Below are 19,910 nucleotides of genomic sequence, written 5' to 3'. Positions count from 1 at the left end.
TTTCCCATATTAGGAGTGCCCTGATATGGGAAATTTCATTTTAACCAAACCCCGAAAATTATGAGCTTACTGTATTATGCACTCATCGGAATCGCTGCCGGATATCTTGGTGGCCAGATTATGAAAGGACGCGGTTTTGGCCTGATAGGCAATCTGATTGTCGGGCTGATTGGCGGCGTTTTGGGCGGCTGGGTACTGGGTGCTTTAGGCTTCTATAGCGGAACCGGTATCATCCCTTCCCTGCTTACTTCGGTATTAGGCGCTGTGGTTCTTCTGTTTGTAGTTGGCCTGGTGAAGAAAAGCACCTGATTTTTTACCGTATTCCTTTAGCCAGATGGTAATACAACTCATTGTTCCGCAGTTCCTGTTTGAAACTGTGGACAGTGGTTTGTTGATCTATCAGCACAAATTCGACGCCTGCCATTTCCGCAAAATCTTCAAGATATTCGGTGGATAATGACTGGCTGTAACAAGTGTGGTGTGCCCCTCCGGCAAGTATCCACGCTGCGGCTCCGATCTTTAGATTGGGCTTTGGCTCCCACAATACCCTTGCTACAGGCAGATTCGGGAGTGGCGCCGGAGGTGTTTTTGCTTCTACAGTATTGACCAATAACCTGAACCGGTTGCCCATGTCGATCATGGATGCATTGAGCGCGGGTCCTGCTGCCACATTAAATACCAGTCTCACCGGGTCAGCTTTGCCGCCTATTCCCAGCGGGTGTACTTCACAGGCAGGTTTTGTTTCTGCGATAGAAGGACAAATCTCGAGCATATGTGCGCCCAAAACCTGCATACCTTCAGGATGAAAATGATAGGTATAGTCCTCCATAAATGAATTTCCCCCCTTCAATCCATGTCCCATGACTTTCATGGCCCGCACCAGTGCTGCGGTTTTCCAGTCGCCTTCGGCTCCAAAGCCATAGCCGTCGGCCATCAGTCTTTGAGCGGCTATACCGGGTAACTGTGTGAGGCCGTGCAGGTTTTCGAATGTATCTGTAAATGCCCCAAAATTTCCGCTTTCCAGAAAGGCCCGCAAGCCAATCTCAATCCGGGCAGCTTCGCGAAGCGAAGTATGGGCGATGCCTCCCTTTCTGAGTGCAGAGGCGAGCATATAGCTATCGGCATATTCTTCTGTCAGTCGGTCGATCGCAGCATCAGAGACCTGGTTTACAAAAGCAGTGACATCTCCCAGCCCATAACCATTTACCGAATAGCCAAATTGAATCTGTGCCGAAACCTTGTCACCTTCCGTAACGGCTACCTGCCGCATATTGTCACCTATGCGGGCGATTTTGAGTTGTTGTGAATCCTGCCAGGCGGTTGCAACGCGCATCCATACGGCAATACCCTGATGTACTACAGGGTCCTGCCAGTGGCCGACGACCACTTTCCGGTTGAGGCGAAGCCGGGTGTTGATAAATCCAAACTCCCTGCCTCCGTGAGCAGACTGGTTGAGATTCATAAAGTCCATATCTATCTCTCCCCAGGGAATGTCGCGGTTGAACTGTGTATGGAGATGTAGCATAGGTTTTTGAAGGGACTTCAAACCGCCGATCCACATTTTTGCCGGAGAAAAAGTATGCATCCAGGCAATGACCCCAATGCAGGAAACTTCAGCATTGGCTTCCATACAAATCTGACTGATGGATTCCGGGGTGGTGAGCACAGGTTTGAATACCACATTCACCGGTATTTGCTCCTGCTGATTGAGTACCCTGACGATTTCCAGGGAATGCGCCATCACCTGTTTTAAGGTTTCTTCACCATAAAGATGCTGGCTGCCTGTGAGAAACCAAACCTGGCAGGATTCAAAGTGTGACATATAGGTCCAATAATTTATTTACCGTTAAATGAGAACATGACATACGCTACAATAGCTACCACGGCAGCCGAAGCAGCGATGTCCCACATATTATAACTACTGCGATTGGCTGATTTCTGCTCCTGGGTAAGGGTTTGGAATGTCAGTCCTTTGAGTTTTTCGGCTGAAGGAATTTCCGAAGTCAGACTTACCACTACTGCGATCAGTACTGATGCCAGGAAAAACCATGCCGCAAAAGTCAGGAAGTTCATGGCTCCAAGTGTATGAAGAAAACTACCTTCGGCAAAGTGGGCTTTGCCCAGCTCCAGTGAGATCCGAATCACGCCGATTACCAGACCGGAAACAAGCGTAGCCATTGCACCGCGGGAATTGATTCGTTTAAAGAAAATACCCAGCAAAAATACCGCTGTGATAGGAGGAGCAATGTATGATTGAACCGATTGCAGGTATTCGTATAATACACCAGAGATATTTTGCATTACGGGTATCCAGGCTATGCCGGCAATCACCACGATGACCGTCGCTATTTGCCCGACTCTCACCAACTTTTTGTCATCTGTCCCGGGTCTGAGCTTTTGATAAATATCAACTGTAAATAAGGTAGAACAGGAATTAAATACCGAGGCGAGAGAACTCATCAGTGCAGCCAGCAAACCGGCAGCTACCAGCCCTCGCAATCCGGAAGGAAGTACCGTCATCATCAATGTGGGAAATGCCTGATCCGGGGTGTCCCACTGAAGTTCGCCTTTTTGTTTGAGCGCAAGTGCAATCACACCGGGGATCAGGAAAATAAATACAGGCAAAAGTTTCATAAACCCGCCAAATATCGTTCCTCTGCGACCTTCTGTTATATTTTTAGCGGTAAGGGTGCGCTGTACAATGTATTGGTCTGTACACCAGTACCATATCCCCACGATGGTGCTGGTAATCACCAGGCTTGGCCATGGAAAATCGGGATCTGTTGCCGGGCGCCACATGTTGAAATAGGATGGGCCGACAGTAGATTTCAGCTCTGCCCAGCCGCCTACGGCTTGCATACCGATGATTGTCAGCAAACCAGCCCCGATCACCAAAACAACCGCCTGCACCGCTTCTGTATAGACTACAGCCCGCATTCCACCCAAAACAGTGTACAAACCTGTAAGTATAACCGTAGCCAGTGCTCCCAGCCAGAAATCTATTCCCAGCAAAGTGGAAATTACAATACCGCCTGCATAAACAGTCACCGAAACTTTGGTGAGGACGTAAGCAATCAGCGAAAAAATTGACAAAAACCACCGGGCATTCGAATCAAACCTTCTTTCCAGAAACTCTGGCATGGTAAATACCCCCGCCCGTGCATAAAAAGGCAGAAATACCCATCCGAGCATAATCACTACCCAGGCATGCAATTCATAAATAAGCAGAGGCATTTTGTCAGAGGCACCCGTACCAGCAAGGCCGACGACATGCTCCGAACCGATATTGGATGCGAAGATAGATGCACCTACCACAAACCATCCAATATTTCTGCCTGCGAGAAAATAGTCTTCCGTACTGTTTTGTTTTTGTCGGATTACCCAAAGTGCGATGCCGAAGAGTACGAGAAAATATCCTACCAGTACACTCCAGTCTAACAGGTCAAGTTGATTCATAATAATAGTAGTAGATAGTTGATTTTATTGCCCATAATAAGCATTTTTCCCGTGTTTGCGATCGTAGTGTTTTTTGATCAATGAATTTTTTAACCGGGGTGAATCCGGGCGAATCTGCCGGGTAAGCCAGGCCATGCGCGCGATTTCTTCAAGCACCGCGCTGTTATATACAGCTTTACTGACAGTTTTTCCCCATGTAAAGGGGGCGTGACAGGCTACCAGTACCATTTCCACTTCTTCACAGGAGAGCTGTTTTTCCTTGAAAATATCCAGAATCTGGAAGCCCGTCATATATTCATAATCTCCTTCTATCTGGGCATCGTTCATCACCGGTGCGCAGGGGACGTCACAAGCCAGATGGTCTGCATGAGTAGTCCCAAATATTGGAATATCGGTCTGAGTCTGCGCCCAGGCTGTGGCATAGGTGGAGTGGGTATGTACAATACTACCGATTTCCGGCCAATGTTGATACAGTACTGCATGTGTTTTGGTATCGGAAGAAGGACGTTTTTTCCCATCGACAATCTTCGACTCAAAATCTACCACAACCATATCCGCTGGCGAGAGCTCTTCGTAAGGCACACCGCTGGGTTTGATGGCAAAAACACCTTTATCTCTGTCCACGGCACTTACATTGCCGAAGGTAAACATTACCAGGCCCAGTTTGGGCAGAGACATGTTGCCCTCGTAAGCGGCTTCTTTTATGTCCTGATAACTCATGGCTTAAGTGTCATTTTTTCTATCATTGCTCCCGCTTCATCGTATCGTTGGTAGAGCTGATTGTATTTTTCAACCATGAGGGGGTTGGGCAAATATTCAGCGTCAAAGCCTGCACTCATGGCTTTCATAGCCGCGGGGACATTGGGGTAGATTCCTGCTGCCGTGGCGGCAAACATCGCCGCTCCCAGTGCGCAGGTTTGTTCTGATGCGGCAATTTTTATCGGGCGATTGAGTACATCGGCCATTACCTGCATCACAAAGGGCGATTTTTTCGCTACGCCTCCCAGCCCAATGACACCTTTTATCGGAATCCCTTCGGCGATAAATCGTTCTACGATTTTCCTTGCGCCAAAGCAGGTCGCTTCTACCAGCGCGCGAAATATCGCCGGTGCGTCACTGCCCAGGTTTAACCCCAAAATAGCCCCTGTCAAAGCCTGATTGGCATCAGGGGTGCGTCTGCCATTCATCCAGTCGAGCGCAATAATTCCGGAAACTTCGGGATCTGTGGCTTCGGCTGCCTTCGTAAGTTCGGGAATGATACGGTCGAGAGATTCTTCAATCAATTTTGCTTTGAGCTCTTCGCTGAGCAGAGCACTTTTGCCAATAACCGACTCCACGGTCCAACCCAGGATATGTTTAAACCAGGCATATACATCACCGAAAGCAGATTGTCCGGCCTCAAGACCCAGCATACCCGGAATCACAGAACCATCAACCTGCCCGCAAATGCCCTTCACAAGTGTCTGGCCTACTTCGTCCATAGGTGCAACGAGAATGTCGCAGGTGGAGGTTCCCATGACTTTGCTCAGAAAGTAGGGCTCGAGCGTGCCACCGACAGCGCCCATATGTGCATCAAATGCGCCTGTACTGACGATCACGTCGCTGGAAAGGCCGAGCCTGGCCGCCCATTCCGCAGAAAGTGTACCCGCGGGAATATCAGAGGTATAAGTTTGGGAGAATAACCGGTCGGTAAGCCCGTCGAGGAGCGGATCCAGTGCCACAAAAAAGTCATTGGGCGGAAGTCCGCCAAAATCTTCATGCCATAGCGCTTTATGTCCTGCCGCACAGCGGCTTCGCTTCATATCGTGGATATTTGTGCCTCCACAAAGCAGAAAGGGAATCCAGTCGCAGTGTTCAACCCAAGAGTAGGCTGCATTGCGTATCTGGGGAGAAACTCTCAGCGTATGGAGGATTTTGGCCCAAAACCATTCGGAAGAATAAATACCGCCAGCATATTGGGCATAATCAGTCTCCCAGCGGGCACATAGTTCATTGATCTCTGCGGCTTCCCGGATAGCAGTATGGTCTTTCCAAAGGATAAACATCGCATGAGGGTCTTCTTCGAAGGGGGCAGTAAGTGCGAGTGGTACACCGGCGGCGTTAACCGCGACAGGGGTCGAGCCGGTGGTATCTACCGCAATCGCTTTTACCCGCGAGGCCGAGCCCGTGGGGGACTTCGCCAGCGCCTCCGTGACGCAAGCCTGAAGGGCCTCTATATAATCAAGCGGATGCTGGCGAAACTGGTTGGTTGCAGGATGGCAATATTTCCCGGTTTTCCAACGGGGATATGTATGTACTGCGCTGGCAACCTCTTTGCCGTCGGCTGCATGAATGATTGCTGCCCGAGCAGAGTCTGTACCAAAGTCGATTCCAATCAGTAAGGCATTTTCCATGAGGCGAGTTGTAGTCAGTTAGATAAATGTATTGACTACAATTATTATATACAAACATTCTGCCCAGAATTTTTTCTACTTCAGTTCAAATAATAGCCCTTCTTTTTGAAGTTCTTCATATCGAACCTTATCAAACCGATAATAATAGGCTCCTTTTTTGGATTGGGACTTGTCTTTTTCGTCCAACCGGGTGAGTAGTTTCATACTGTGAAGCTTCTTGCTGAAATTGCCCGGGTCCAAATATTTTCCATTGATCGCTTCGTATAGCGCTCTTAACTGAGGAATGGTAAATTTTTCGGGTAATAATTCAAATCCAACGGGTTGATTGCGGGTTTTTTCTGCCAGAACCTGTAAAGCATCCTCCACCATGCGGTTGTGGTCAAAAATCAGCGACGGAAATTTGTCAATGGGAAACCACTTTGCACCGTGGCTTTGCCCCAATGCTTCGTCATACTGTTCGACACGAATCAGGGTATAATAAGCGGTAGAAATTGTTCGGGCTTCTGTGTCTCTGGCGACCTCTCCATAAGTATAAAATTGCTCCATGAAGACATCTGCCAGTCCGGTAGTGTACCTGACGACACGGGCTGCCGCTTCGTCGAGGCTTTCGTTTGCCCTTACAAACCCTCCCATGAGTGACCACTCTCCTTTGCAGGGTTCGATTAGTCGTTTGACAACAAGCAGCATAAGCCCTGAGCCATCAAAACCGAATATGATATTATCGACTGCGACGAGGTGCCTGTCAATATTTTTGTAATGGTTACTCATAGTACGGTAAAATACCCTGTTACAAGTTATAAATACCTGTTATAAAATCCAGCGAAAAGTGAGGTTTACCCTTGGATTAATGGTTTTTGCCGTTTTGGGAACCTGATGTTGCCAGAAATGTTGTGTTTCTCCCAACATAATCAACAGGCTTCCATGGGCCAACACAATCGAATGTCGTTCTTCTTTTTTATGAAGCCGGTGCCTGAGTTGGAAGTTTCTCGACTCGCCAAAACTAACAGAGGCGATGACCGGATTTTTTCCCAGTTCAGGCTCGTCATCGCTATGCCAGCCCATACTGTCCTGCCCGTTGCGGTAGAGGTTGAGTAATACGCTGTTGAAAGAAGCTCCCCGGGAAACGGATTCAATCTTTGTTTTGATTTTCAGCAGAGCCGGTGTCCACGGCAGAGGATTCCAGGTAAGTCCGGAGTAGGAGTACACCTTCCCCGGATCTCCGTACCAGGCCGTCAGCCTCGGCTGAGGAATTTTTCGTCCGAATATCGTAACAGATTCCTGCCTCCAGGCAATGTCTTCCTGTAATTCTGCCAATAAGGTATCGCTTTCTCCTGTGGGGAAAAAGTGAGGATCATACCAGAGATGTCCGTCTTTTAACAGAATTTCAGGTGAATCCATTTTCCTGAAATTTTATTTACCTGGTCAGTCTTCTGCATCGTATACAACCACCCGCTTCCAGAGTTGTGAACATTCTTCCACAAACTGAAGGTGAACCGGGTGATCCTGGTAAATATCATGATCTTCTTTCGTTTCAAACATGATCATGAGAGAAAGGTCGAATGAATCATCCACAACCTCTCTGGGAGAAGGTACGGCATCTCCTATATGGATGGAGTAGATTTCATCAACTTCTTCGAGGCTTTCAAGTCCTTCGCGGAGGGCTTCTTTGTCAGCACCTTCTTCGAGCCAGAAAAAAACGTGGTGGATAAACATAGTCGGTATTTTAGTGTTCAATTTTTGAGATTCATTGCCGCAAGGCAGCAGGCGATTTCCGATGCTACCCGGGCATTATTATACACAAGCTGTATATTGGAGAAAAGGCTTTTTCCTTGTGTAATTTCTTTAATTTTTGCCAATAGGTAAGGCGTAACGGCCTTGCCACTTATCCCTTCGCGATCTGCCGCTGCCAGTGCCGTTTCGATTGCCTGGTCAATGGTTTTTTTATCCATCGAATAAGCTTCCGGAACCGGGTTGGCAATCAGAAAACCTCCGCCCAGCCCCAGCTGTTGTTGGGCAAAAATCATCTTCGCAATTTCCTCCGCAGTATCCAGCCGGAAGGGCGCCTGACTGCCACTCGACCGGGTATAAAATGCCGGAAAATCATTCGTGCCCAGACCTACGACAGGGACTCCCATTGTCTCAAGGTATTCCAGGGTGAGCGGTATATCGAGAATGGATTTGACACCGGCAGAAACAACGGCTACGCGCGTACGGGCAAGTTCCTGCAGGTCTGCGGAAATGTCAAAACTTTGTTGAGCGCCTCTGTGCACACCGCCTATTCCGCCGGTGGCAAACATACGGATACCGGCAATATCGGCGCAGATCATGGTCGCTGCTACGGTTGTGGCAGCGCTTTTGCCCTGGCTTATAATGTAAGCCATATCTCGCCGGCTTGCTTTATGCATTTCTTTGGATTCGGCCAGAAAATGCAGATCATTTTCCGGTAACCCCACACATATTTTTCCTTTGATCAGCGCAATCGTAGCAGGTACAGCGCCCGATTCCCGCACAATGGTTTCCACTTTGTTTGCGGTTTCGAGATTTTGCGGGTAGGGCATACCATGGGAAATAATCGTGGATTCCAGCGCGACTACCGGGCGGTTTTCTGCCAGTGCATCGGCGACTTCTTCAGAAGGCAGGTATGGAATGTCCGATTGTTTCATATGCCGCAAATCAACGTATTTTCAGGCATATGGAAAAATTTATTCAGCCTCGTTCACGCAAAACCTGTTGAATGGCTTCGCTGGATATCTCTTTATTGACCGTTTCTGTCGTCTCAAGGGTAAGGGTGGCCGCCGCCATTCCCCAGTGGATCGCCTCGTACAAGGTTTTTCCCATAAACAACCCATACACCAACCCTGAAACCAATGCGTCCCCGGCACCCAATGCGTCCTCTACCCTCGCCGGAAATGCCGGGTAAGACTGCCCCGCTTCCAGATCACCTGAAAACCATCTGACCCCATCTGCACCGGCAGTGACCACCACTTCCTGTATATGGGGTGTGCCGTTGAGATCTCTGAAAATCTCCCATTCCGCCTGGTTGGGCGTGATCAGGAAAATATCGCCACTAAGCCTCGCTACTTTTTCGGTCATCTCGTAAGAGACGGGGTCGATAATCAGGGGGATATTGTGGCTTTTGGAAAAACTCACCAGATATTGAAGCGATTCGATCGGGATATTTGTATCTGCTACCAGATAGGTGCTTTCTGCCATGACCGCTGTACAGGATTGAAGATATCTGATGTCAATTTTTGATGCGATGTCCATATCCGTATAAGACAGGTATAAATCACCGCCATTGTCCATGAAATTGATATCCACGCTGGTGGTGGCATTTTTCTCCTTACGCACCCATTCTGTATTTACGCCTGCTACCTGGGTTGCGGTCAATAGCTTTTCACCCATCGAGTCATCTCCTACCATGCCCATTAATACTACCGGAGCACCTAGCCTTGATAGATTTTCTGCAATATTTCGCCCGACTCCGCCAGGGCTATAAGTCATTCTCGCCGGATTGGAGCTGTACAGGCGCAAAAGGCTTTTGGGGTGCGCCTTGATATCCATGATAATGCCACCAATAACGGTGATATGTGCCATAGACGATGATTAATTGGTTACATATACCTGATAACTGTATTTCACTACTTTTTCTTCTCCGGCTTTTAGCGAAAGCTCCCAGCAGACATCTGTAACTTCATTGACCTGCTGATTCATGCTGACTCTTTTGGCCTTCAACCAGTCTGAGTTAGAATTTTTGAGTTCTCCTGCAATCGCTCTCCGGATATTGATCGCAATAGGTTTTGATTTGTAGTTTTTTATCGTGATTTCCCCCGAAACAGTGATCAGATCATAGTTGATCCTGTTTTTTCGAAGTTTGTTTTCCTCCCGACCGGTTTCTTCTTCTTTATGGGCTACTTTCACATCTGGTGCAGTGGTGATTTTTACCATAGAAAATCCTCCTGCCGGTGTGTAATTGAGCTGATCCTGGCTGATGGGGCTGATGGTTTCGCCCGTTTTCTTTACGACCATTGCAGTACCCGTCGTAAAAGGTTGTTTGCCCGGATTGGTGATCTTAATCTGGTGCAGTACTTCGTTTTTTTCCTGAGCGACGGGTAGGTCGTAATAGTTTCTTTGCTCCACGTTGGGGGGGAGATTTACCTCATATATATGCTCTACCGGAATATCTGTCTGCTGAATCTGATAAAAAGCTCTGCCGCCTTTGGCGAGTGTTACGTCTTTCAGTGTGTAAAAATATAGGTCTTCCTGCTCCGAACCTTCCACGTTGGGGGTGGTCTCTTCGATATCTGAAGGCTGCTCAAACGAATAGCTGATCGACTGATTCATCATAGCGTTGGAATAGGGCATCGCCCGCCAGTTATTATTCCTCTGATTCAGGTTGTTGATAAACTCTTCCAGCGACCGGTTGCTTACCAATGGGCTCACACCTGCGCTTATGGAAAAATTGGGTACCCCTACTACTACATTGACTTCCGCGTTTGTAATGTCCTCTGCATCATTGATGATTTCTGCCCGCATGGTGAGCCGGGCGGTTTTTTCTCCGGTGAGTTCGATCAGGTAATTGGGAAACCAGCCGATGCCTTTTTCCAGATACATCATTTGCAGGTTTTGTGTGGGCTGTGTGTTGCCAAAGCCGATTCGAATTCGCTGCTGTTGTTTTTTCTCCACAGTCTGCATTTCGGGGGCTTCGACAAAGGAAAACCCTGAAATCAGTGATGTCAGTATATTTTCATAACGGCTGGTAGTTTGAAGGGAAACGAATGTGAGGTTGGCCGATAGGATTTTACCTTCGTAGTTGAGATTATCTTTTGTTGTAATTCGCACCTGCTTCCCGATATTGGCTTCCATTACTTCATGTACATGGACGGTTTTGCGTTTCGTTTCTACTTCCTCCTGTGCTCCTGTGACGGAGGTGAGATTTCCTCCCTGAAACCATAAGGTGCCAAACAAAGCCTGAGGAATATGATCCTGCTCGATAATCCAGGTCTGGTTGACGGGCTTTACTTCGCCTGATTTTACAAAAAAAGCTGTTCCGTTTTTAAATACAGAAACAGACTGAGTTTTGATGGGTTGGGCGTGGAGGGTTGTTAGTAAAAAACAAACCATCCATATCGGGACTATGGCTGCAATTTTTTTCATACTCAATGATTGGACGTGGTGATCAAGTTACTAAAATTTACAAGAAAAACCCCCTGAACAGTTGTCATAAACTGAAGAGGGGGCCAGTTAAGTTTACACGTAATATCTTTCAATCTGCGGATGGGCTATTCAAACTTATAATTCTTTTTGCTGGCCTGCTCGCGGACGGTTTTGACTAGTACTGCGTCGAGTGTTTTTTCTTCAGCGCCCTCTTTTTGTTTTTCTGCGATAAAGGTTTTGCGCTCTTTTTCAAGGCTGAGGATTTTTTCCTGAATGGCTGACCGCTCCTTGTTTTTTTCCTCCACTTTGGCGAGAATATCTTCGTTGGAGAGATTTTTATATTCTTCCGGCAATGTGCTTTTTTCTATTTTTTCGACGCTGAATTCGTCATCTTTGGAAGCATCGACGAGGTCCCAGCTTTCATTGGAATAGACTTTCTTGCTTTTGGAAATGGCGCGGGTTACCTTATTGGACTGGCTGTAGGAATTGGCTTTTTCGTCTTCTGCCTGCTGCCTGACAGACATCTGCTGGCCCTGTGCACCGTAATATATGTAAGTTTGGTTGAGTTGGTCATTGAGATGGGAAATCTCGTCGTCATAGGGCGTGGCGATATAGGTTACCGTCTGGTTGTGGTCGATGTACATATACTGGCCGAGACCAATTTCTGCCCCTTCTTTCCATTGTGTATTGACCCCTTCAGCATAGTTGCCGCAGAAGATGGTGTTTACATAAATATCTTTTGCCACAGCTTTACGGCAGGATTCACGGAAGTTGACGGGCCCCTGTGTAAAAGGCTCATTCCCGGCGATAAAAATCATTTTCAGGTCCTCGGAAGAATTGCTCCACAAAAGCTGGTCGAGAGAAGTCGCTATGACCTTGCCGCAATATTCTTCTCCGCCATTGGTGGTCAGTTCAAATAATTTTTCCGAAATCAGGTCCAAATCGCTGGTAAGGGGTGTTACTTGTTTTACGTATCCGTTTTCAGCATTCAGGTGGTCGCCGCCATAGATATACAAGGCAATTTGCAGGCCGGGCGTTTCGCCGCCAATGCGTGCGTCACCGAGTTCGTTTACTATTCGCCATAATTTGGCTTTGGCCTGTTCGATCAATCCATCCATACTCCCGCTGATATCAAGCAGAAGGGCAACCTGGATTTTCTTGTCACTAAGGGCTGTTTCTTTGAGAAGAAGCGGCCTTTCGGGGTTGATGGCAGGCGTTTCATTTTGGTATGGAGTAATAGATAAAAGTTTGGCGCCGTAGGTTTTGACAGCAAAAGCAATGGCCAGGATAAAAGGCAGGAAGGATAGTGGGAGAATGATCTTTTTCATAACAGATAATTGTTGGCTGTAAAAGGATTTGACCAAAACTATGATGAAAAAAATGTGGAAAAAACCAGCAATACGTGAAACAACCGGTTGACTGTGTGAAAATGCCGGGGGGATGTGAGAACCGGGTTGTGGGAAAGCTAAATTGCTGGTTTTCAGTGTGTAATTCGCAAAATGTGATTTCTTTTTCTCCCTAATCCTTTTTATGTTCGCTGCGTATTCACCCTTATAATGAAAAGCATCCACATACTGATCCTGGTTTTTATCCTCTCCGGAGGGTGGCAATATGCTTTGGGGCAGGACGATAAAAAAATTCCCTCCAAAACAAAAAAGGCCGAATCCGTAGCGGATGATGCATTAATACAAAATTCCACTATCCCTTATGTCAAAAGGAGTAAGACCGTTGCAGTAACTTCAGACGAAATATTTGACCTTATCAATGCTGCCAACAAAGTATTGCCCGATTCGCCCGGAAAGTCCTTGGATCTGATTGAGCAGGCGCTGGCTTACAGCTATTCTACTGATAACAGACGAAGTGAAGCTTATAGCTACAACACACTTGGCGCCATCAATTACCAACTCAACCGGTACGACCTCTCGATTGAAAACTATCTGAAAGCTGTCGATATTTTCCAGAAGCTGGGCGATGCCTCCGGGCTTTACAACTCGTACAAATTTCTCAGTTCAGCTTACGATGCAAAAGGAAACAATGAAAAGGCGCTGGAGTATTATTCTGTATTTCTGAGCAAAGCAGAGCAGGCGGGAAATCTGGAAGACATGATTGCGACCCAGAACAATATCGCCCGGATTTACTACAATACGGGCAGGTACGAAACCGCCAAAAACCGCTATCTGATTGTGTTGCGGCTCGAAGAACAGCGAAAAAATCAGCAGGGAATTACCGAAACGTGGAATAATATCGGTCAGACCTACGACCAGAAAGGATACGGGGACAGTGCCCTGTTTTACTACCGAAAAGCAGAAACGCTGGCTACTTCTACCGGCGATAAAAAATCCTTATCACAGTCCCTGGACAATATCAGCGATTTTTACCGCAACCGCAACCAGCCCGAACAGGAGTTGCAGGTGCAGCAGAAAGCCCTGGCAACCCGGGAGGAAGCCAAAGATATTGAGGGGTTAAACGAGTCAAACCTGAAGATTGGCAAAATCTATCTCGATAAAAACCAGTCCAATGTGGCGATACCATATCTGAAGCGAAGTGTGGACCTGAGTGAAGACCTCGGCGCACTTTCCGACCAGGGCGAAGCGTATGAAGCACTTTCCCTGGCGTATGAGAAGATTGGAGATTACGAAAATGCGCTGACCAATCTGAAGGCATCCCGTGCGATTACAGACTCCGTACAGCAGGAGAAAATGGCTTTTCTTCAAAACACCCTTGCTGTAAGCGAGGAACTCAACCGCCGCGATACGCGGATCGCAACCCTGGTCAAAGACCAGGAACTGATAGAGGAGAAACTCCGCGTCCTCGAAAAAGAGCGCGAAGCGCGTGAGGCCAATCTTCACCGCCAGCAGATTATCAGCTATTCGCTGGTGGCAGGGTTGCTGCTTGTGCTGATCTCCGGATTTTTTGTGATGCGAAGTTATAACGCCCGGCGAAAAGCCAATCTTCTCCTTACCCTCAAGTCGCTCCGGGCACAGATGAACCCCCATTTTATCTTCAATTCTCTCAACTCTGTCAATAGCTTTATCGCCAAAAACGATGACCGCTCTGCCAATAAATATCTCGCCGACTTTTCGCGGCTGATGCGATCGGTGATGGAAAATTCGCAGCAGGATTTTGTCCCACTCTCCGCCGAAATACAGATACTGGAACTGTACCTCACTTTGGAGCATTTTCGGTTTAAAGATAAATTTGACTACACCTTTACGGTCGATCCTGCGATTGGCAGAGACAGCATAGATATTCCCCCGATGCTCATTCAGCCCTATATCGAAAATGCCATCTGGCACGGGCTGCGGTACAAAGATGAAAAGGGGTTTCTGCGGGTAGAACTAAAGCAGGTGGAAAATTATCTGGTAGCAGAAGTGGAGGATGACGGTATCGGCAGGAAAAAGTCCCAGGAACTGAAAACCAAAAACCAGAAAACCCATCAATCTACAGGCCTGAAGAATACTGCCGAGCGACTGAAAATTATCAATACCCTCTACCGTAAAGAAATAACGGTAAAAATAGAAGATGTAATCAAAGACGGAGAATGTAAAGGTACATTTGTGGAAATCAAAATACCGGTTAATAATGTTTAATTGCCAACAGCCAAAAGCCAACAGCCAAAAGCCAAAAGCCAACAGCCAACAGCCAACAGCCAACAGCCAACAGCCAACAGCCAAAAGCTAAAGATTAATTTATGTTGAGTGCTATAATTGTTGAAGACGAGCTTGCCAGCAGGGAGACGCTCGCCAGTTATCTGGGCAAATACTGCCCTGATGTAACGCTCCTTGCTCAGGCGGAATCGGTCAAAACCGGGCTGGCTGCGATTCGCGAGCATCAGCCGGATATTGTCTTTTTGGATGTGGAAATGCCTTATGGCAATGCCTTTGACCTGCTGGAGCAGGTGGAGCATATTACCTTTGAAACGATATTCGTTACGGCTTACAGCCATTACGCAGTCAAGGCACTTAACTTCAGTGCGTCTTATTACATTCTCAAACCTATTGATATAGACGAACTGATTGCCGCAGTAGAGAAAGTGAGGGACAATAAGTCAAAAAATGACCACGCATTCCACACCAAAATTCTCATCGACAATATCAAAAACCTCAACCAACAACAACAGAAGGTCGTATTGCCGGTACTCGATGGGTTTGAAGTCATTCAGGTGAGAGATATTGTTCGCTGTCAGGCGAATGGAAATTTTACCGACTTTTTCCTCACCAATGGCGCAAAGAAAATGATCTGCCGTACGCTGAAATTTTACGATAATATTCTCTCCGACCTGGGATTTGTCAGAGTACATAAAAGCCATTTGGTGAATGTTGAGTATATTACCGGCTACAAAAAGGGCAAAGGCGGCCAGGTTACGCTTACCAACGGAGACGTGGTCGAGGTTTCGCCCCAAAAAAAGCAGGACTTACTGAATCATTTTTAACAATCTGATATGGCTTCCAATCTTCCTCCCGCACAACCGCAGGGTTTTGTCAGACAACTCAGCTTATTGTCTATCGCCATTATCTCCGGACTGGTGATTTTCTGCGGTGTTGCCTTCTTTATCAACCAGACAGCGCCTATCGCTTCTGAAGAATTAAACGGACTGTTTTCCATTCTCGTTCCTTCGGCTTCGCTACTCCTTGCAGTGGCTGGCTATTTTGCTCTTCCGCTTTTCCTTGGCCGCGCTCCGCAAACCAAATACCTCCAGGTAAAACTTACTACTTATCGCACGGCTACCCTTCTTCGACTTGCTATGTGGGATGCCGGTGGATTTATCTGTCTTGCAGGCTATCTTCTGACGGGAAATAATCTGTACCTGGCATACCTTTTCCCGATTGTCGCTTTGTTTGTGTTGTTTTCGCCCAACCTTGACCGCATTATCAATGACCTTGACCTGAGCCAGTCCGAAGCAAACGAACTGAGCTGAGAGATTAGCACCCTTTGCGATTCCTTTGCGTACTCTGCGTGAACCATCGAGATGTTGATCGAAGATCACCCCCTGCTTTTGAACGCGGAGTAACGCAGAGTACCACGCATCTGCTAAGGCAGACAGGAAGTAACGCAGAGACTACATCACCCTTTGCGTTCCTTTGCGATTCCTTTGCGTCCTCTGCGTGAACCATCGAGATGTTGATCTAAGATCATCTCCCAGCTTTTGAACGCAGATTAGGCAGAGTACCACGCGGATTAACGCAGATGCCTTTGCGTCTGCCCGTGCAGATGCGATTCCTTGGCGTACTCTGCGTGAACCTTCGAGATGCTGATCGGAGATTAATTACTTCGTTGCCTGGCAATATATGTGTTGATCTCCTTTACCGGCGCCAGCCAGATACCGTTTTCGGGGTTTTGGGCGTAGGCGATGAGGCGTTCTAGCATGGCTACTCTTGTGGTTTGTGCGCCGGAATCCCCAATCTCATGGCCCGCAAAGACAAGCCATTGGCCGGATTCCGTTGCACTTGTTATGTAGGGAAGGATTTCCTCAAAATCATGTTCGTCCATATCCACGCCCGTAAGTTGCGCCGGATCGCAAAATGAAGGATCGTTGCCCGTTTCGTCTTTAAATCCTCTCCCCGAAGTAAATGTACGGGCAATCAGGGGAATATAACTTTGTGTCTGTTCGCCGCGGCCAATAAACTTCTGTCCGCAGGGATAGGCAAAAGATTCGGGCATTACGCCTAGCAGGTCATAAATCAACCGGTTGGACTCATCCAATTCGAACTGCATTTTTTCCAGATCAAAATTTTCAAGCGCTTTTTCCCTCGACCAGACAAAGTTGCCGGAGCAGGGATGAGTCAGCGAATGGTTGCCGATTTCATGTCCTTGTGCCACAGCTTTTTTCCAGCCATCGGGGCGTTTGTCCATCGAAAAAGTAGAGAGATAAAAAGTGGCTTTGACACCATTTGTCTCAAAGAAATCGAGCCCCCGGTCGATCTGACTGAGGCGCGCATCGTCAAAGGTAAGACTGATAGCAGCTTTTTTCCCTTCCGGCCAGGAAATATTGACGGGTTTGAAAGCAGCTACGGGTGCCTGAGTTTCAGGTTGCGGTTTTTGCATACAGGCTGCGAGAAAAACCAGGCATGATATTGCGAAGAAAAGGCGGGCGAATGTTGGCATAGTAGTAGGTGTTTGTAGACGGGAATATATAAAAAAATGCCAAACAAGGAATGCCAAATGCTAAATACTAACGGGAGGACTAACTGGTGGGGCATTGTAAATCCTGAGTCTGTTCTTTAAACGGTGTAAGGTACTTCCAACGGACTGAACTCAGCACAGATATTCCCAGCCAATACAAGCCAGTCTCAACATTGGAAAGCCTGGATATATCTCTGCCAGATACTTTTAAATATGGAGAAAAGGGGGGATATTCGTAAGAGTCAATAAGGAAATAAACGCAATGGGTGGCGTATATATGGATGTTATGGGCAAGTTAAGTACCGAGTACAGTTTAATGAAATTTATAAGATAATGAAATAAACAAACTTTGACGATGATAATGATATGTCAACATTTAGGCATATTGTAAAAAAGAACATCTTTTAATAAACAAGGTGAAACGAAAAAACCTAATTAATAGGAAATAAAAAGATGAAAAAAATTATAACAATTTCAGGTGCAATAATTTTTTTAATCAAATTTTCATTGGTTAATGCTCAAAATTGGACAAATGCTCAAATTTTAGAAGCAAATACAGCAAAAGATATTGAATATTTAACAAAAGTCGAAAAAGAATGCGTGATGTATATTAATCTTTGCAGACTTTATCCAAAAGAATTTTTAAATAATGAACTTCTAAACTATTATGGACCTGAAAAAAAAGGGGATTACTTAAAAAATTCCAAATACCGCAAATCATTGATTGATTTATTAAATACTATGAAATCTATTAATGCTCTCTATTTTGATGTTGAAGCGTATAATAATGCCAAATGTTTTGCAAAAGAACAAGGAGAGGCGGGTACTACTGGACATACAAGAATAACCTGCAAAAAAGGAAATTACGCTGAGTGCTGTTCATATGGTATGCATACAGGAAAAGACATAGTCATGCAATTATTGATTGACCATAATGTTCCTAGTTTAGGACATAGAATAAATTGTTTGAATAAAGAATATACTAAAATTGGTTTATCAGTGCAACCACATATAAAGTGGGAATTTTGCGCTGTAATTGATATGATTTGGTAAAGGTAATAATTTATAGCAACCAGCCCATAACCCGGTATAGGCAAGATGGCTATATTGTAGTTTGGGAAAGTGTCTGCTTCCAATTAAATTTGTAGTGATGGATAGCTTGTTGGCTCAGATTTCGCCACCTCGCCTATACTGATAACGTTATGCGGCAGCTTAAAAAGACTACAGACACATTGAAACAGACTTTTGAAATATTGACAATTTTATTATTTATGACAGGTTGTTGCCAGTTTAAATATGACGACAAAGACTTTTTATTTAATGAATATGAATTAAGTTTCTTTGACGCATATAATGTGGGTGACATTATCTATTTTGAAAATCAATTTGGCGACATAGACACAATAGAAATAATCGAAATTACTCGGACAAATACTGACCCGAAATCCGCTTGTGGCAAGGGACTTTTTATGAACCCAAGACCAGCAAACTCGAAATCAATAGCAATTAAACATTTACCAATTGACAGGTGGCACGGGACGACAGAAGAGCATTTTGATGACGGAGAAGTGAAAAAGTCTATAAACTATCAAACTCTATTTTCAACAACTAAATTTCCACTTGAAAAGGAAGTTGGTAGCGGAATTACATTTAAAGACTTTCATTCGAGTTTATCATTAAATTCAATGCTCAAGGACACCTTGGCACTTAACGACAAAAAGTGGACTAACTATTTCGTTGCAGAACATTCATATCCAGAAAGAGTAACAGACTCCTTAAATATTAGCAAAGCATATTGGACAGTTGACGAAGGGTTGATTGGATACGAAACTAAAGGTGGACAAATATGGACGAAAAAATGAAAGAAAGCCGACCGCATAACAGCACCTACCCAAAAGTGGCGGTTCAGTGCTGAATTCAAACTTTGTGCATCTAATGAAGTTTAGTGGTAAAAATCCCCGCCTTCGCAAAGCGGCCAAACGTTATGGGCAACCTTAAAATGACACTAACAGACAAACATATCACATATGAAAATGACTGCCGACAAATGTTCGTTGGACAGATAATTCGTGGTATCATTTATGGAGAACTAAAATACTTTGCTGACGAAGAAGGGAACAATATTAATCCTGAGCCATATTACAAAACAAAATTTTCTGATATTGACACTCTTGACCATTCTATTTACTTCAAGACAGACGACAAAACGATTTATGTTTTTTGGGACAACACATTTGTTTGTTACGGACTTCTATCAAAACAAATTGACTTAACAGCAACAACAAATGACTATGAACAAAAATGGGATGTTTCTTCTGACAGTAAGTGGCAACCTTTGATAGGACAAAAAATCGTTGACTTTAAAATTTTGTGGGCAGGAACTTTGACTTCAAAATATCCTCAAACATTTGAGATTAAAATAGAAAATGGAAAATCAATTTTTATAACAGCTTCTGAACTTAAAGACAATGAAGACGAATATTACTCTCAAATGGACAATTTACTTGTAACTACAAATTATGAATTGTTACAAAGACTTGAAAATATAGAACAGAAACAAATTGAAAAATACAATTCAAATAAAACTTAAAGGGCGAAACTATTTGGACAATAAAAAAGGCTACCCCTAACAACCAAGTTTTCCTGCCCCACACAGCGCCCAGCATGAAAACGATGTTGTTGCCTCCGACACAAGCTCTGGCAAGGCTCCACCTTCGGTAGTTTAAGGCGCCAGGGGAATTGGGTTGAGTCGAGGTGTCAGGGCAGTGCCTTTCAGGAGGC

Annotated in this window: 19 protein-coding genes; 7 read left to right on the top strand and 12 right to left on the bottom strand. The window is 45.7% G+C overall.

Going from position 1 to position 19,910, the window contains the following annotated elements:
- Positions 1-60 precede the first annotated feature (60 nt).
- Positions 61-309: a GlsB/YeaQ/YmgE family stress response membrane protein gene (locus tag R3D00_27020; protein ID MEZ4776857.1), complete on the top strand. Its 249-nt coding sequence runs from the start codon at positions 61-63 to the stop codon at positions 307-309.
- 4 nt (positions 310-313) lie between these two features.
- On the opposite strand, the gene araA is transcribed toward R3D00_27020, so the two are convergent.
- From araA to R3D00_26965, 11 genes are all read right to left on the bottom strand, one after another.
- Positions 314-1,822: an L-arabinose isomerase gene (gene araA / locus R3D00_27015; GenBank protein MEZ4776856.1), complete on the bottom strand. Its 1,509-nt coding sequence runs from the start codon at positions 1,820-1,822 to the stop codon at positions 314-316.
- A 14-nt stretch (positions 1,823-1,836) separates the two neighbouring features.
- Positions 1,837-3,456, bottom strand: coding sequence for a sodium:solute symporter (locus R3D00_27010; protein ID MEZ4776855.1), 1,620 nt, complete (start codon positions 3,454-3,456; stop codon positions 1,837-1,839).
- A gap of 24 nt (positions 3,457-3,480) precedes the next feature.
- Positions 3,481-4,176, bottom strand: coding sequence for an L-ribulose-5-phosphate 4-epimerase (locus R3D00_27005; GenBank protein ID MEZ4776854.1), 696 nt, complete (start codon positions 4,174-4,176; stop codon positions 3,481-3,483).
- On the bottom strand, positions 4,173-5,849 hold the full coding sequence (locus R3D00_27000) for a ribulokinase (GenBank protein MEZ4776853.1): 1,677 nt from the start codon (positions 5,847-5,849) through the stop codon (positions 4,173-4,175). The genes R3D00_27005 and R3D00_27000 overlap by 4 nt, the downstream gene beginning before the upstream one ends.
- Positions 5,850-5,924: 75 nt before the next feature.
- Positions 5,925-6,617, bottom strand: a complete 693-nt coding sequence (locus tag R3D00_26995; GenBank protein MEZ4776852.1) for an NUDIX domain-containing protein — start codon at positions 6,615-6,617, stop codon at positions 5,925-5,927.
- Positions 6,618-6,656: 39 nt separating this feature from the next.
- The gene (locus tag R3D00_26990) at positions 6,657-7,247 is read right to left on the bottom strand and encodes an alpha-ketoglutarate-dependent dioxygenase AlkB (protein ID MEZ4776851.1); all 591 of its coding nucleotides are present in this window, start codon (positions 7,245-7,247) and stop codon (positions 6,657-6,659) included.
- 24 nt (positions 7,248-7,271) lie between these two features.
- A complete protein-coding gene (locus tag R3D00_26985) occupies positions 7,272-7,562 on the bottom strand; it encodes a Dabb family protein (GenBank protein MEZ4776850.1) in 291 nt (96 codons plus the stop codon).
- A 17-nt stretch (positions 7,563-7,579) separates the two neighbouring features.
- A complete protein-coding gene (locus R3D00_26980; GenBank protein ID MEZ4776849.1) occupies positions 7,580-8,512 on the bottom strand; it encodes a pseudouridine-5'-phosphate glycosidase in 933 nt (310 codons plus the stop codon).
- 43 nt (positions 8,513-8,555) lie between these two features.
- Positions 8,556-9,446, bottom strand: coding sequence for a carbohydrate kinase family protein (locus R3D00_26975; GenBank protein ID MEZ4776848.1), 891 nt, complete (start codon positions 9,444-9,446; stop codon positions 8,556-8,558).
- Between the two features lie 9 nt (positions 9,447-9,455).
- Positions 9,456-11,006 carry a hypothetical protein gene (locus tag R3D00_26970; GenBank protein MEZ4776847.1) on the bottom strand — a complete coding sequence of 517 codons (1,551 nt, stop codon included), beginning with the start codon at positions 11,004-11,006 and terminating at the stop codon, positions 9,456-9,458.
- A gap of 125 nt (positions 11,007-11,131) precedes the next feature.
- A complete protein-coding gene (locus R3D00_26965; protein ID MEZ4776846.1) occupies positions 11,132-12,334 on the bottom strand; it encodes a VWA domain-containing protein in 1,203 nt (400 codons plus the stop codon).
- A 228-nt stretch (positions 12,335-12,562) separates the two neighbouring features.
- On the opposite strand from R3D00_26965, the gene R3D00_26960 reads away from it, so the two are divergent.
- The 3 genes from R3D00_26960 (at position 12,563) to R3D00_26950 (ending at position 15,924) form a co-directional block, all read left to right on the top strand.
- A complete protein-coding gene (locus tag R3D00_26960; protein MEZ4776845.1) occupies positions 12,563-14,596 on the top strand; it encodes a tetratricopeptide repeat protein in 2,034 nt (677 codons plus the stop codon).
- Positions 14,597-14,697: 101 nt separating this feature from the next.
- Positions 14,698-15,438, top strand: coding sequence for a LytTR family DNA-binding domain-containing protein (locus R3D00_26955; GenBank protein ID MEZ4776844.1), 741 nt, complete (start codon positions 14,698-14,700; stop codon positions 15,436-15,438).
- 9 nt (positions 15,439-15,447) lie between these two features.
- Positions 15,448-15,924, top strand: a complete 477-nt coding sequence (locus R3D00_26950; protein MEZ4776843.1) for a hypothetical protein — start codon at positions 15,448-15,450, stop codon at positions 15,922-15,924.
- Between the two features lie 344 nt (positions 15,925-16,268).
- Here R3D00_26950 and R3D00_26945 read toward each other — a convergent pair whose 3' ends face one another.
- Positions 16,269-17,111, bottom strand: coding sequence for a polysaccharide deacetylase family protein (locus tag R3D00_26945; protein ID MEZ4776842.1), 843 nt, complete (start codon positions 17,109-17,111; stop codon positions 16,269-16,271).
- Positions 17,112-17,582: 471 nt separating this feature from the next.
- Here R3D00_26945 and R3D00_26940 point away from each other — a divergent pair, with 471 nt between their 5' ends.
- From R3D00_26940 to R3D00_26930, 3 genes are all read left to right on the top strand, one after another.
- The gene (locus tag R3D00_26940) at positions 17,583-18,182 is read left to right on the top strand and encodes a hypothetical protein (GenBank protein MEZ4776841.1); all 600 of its coding nucleotides are present in this window, start codon (positions 17,583-17,585) and stop codon (positions 18,180-18,182) included.
- Positions 18,183-18,331: 149 nt separating this feature from the next.
- Complete coding sequence (locus R3D00_26935; protein ID MEZ4776840.1) at positions 18,332-18,991, top strand: hypothetical protein; 660 nt, start codon at positions 18,332-18,334, stop codon at positions 18,989-18,991.
- Positions 18,992-19,128: 137 nt separating this feature from the next.
- A complete protein-coding gene (locus R3D00_26930) occupies positions 19,129-19,719 on the top strand; it encodes a hypothetical protein (GenBank protein MEZ4776839.1) in 591 nt (196 codons plus the stop codon).
- The last annotated feature ends 191 nt before the right edge of the window (positions 19,720-19,910 follow it).

The sequence above is a fragment of the Bacteroidia bacterium genome, from assembly GCA_041391665.1.
Lineage (GTDB): Bacteria > Bacteroidota > Bacteroidia > J057 > J057 > JAGQVA01.
This window is presented reverse-complemented; position numbering and strand designations above follow the sequence as displayed.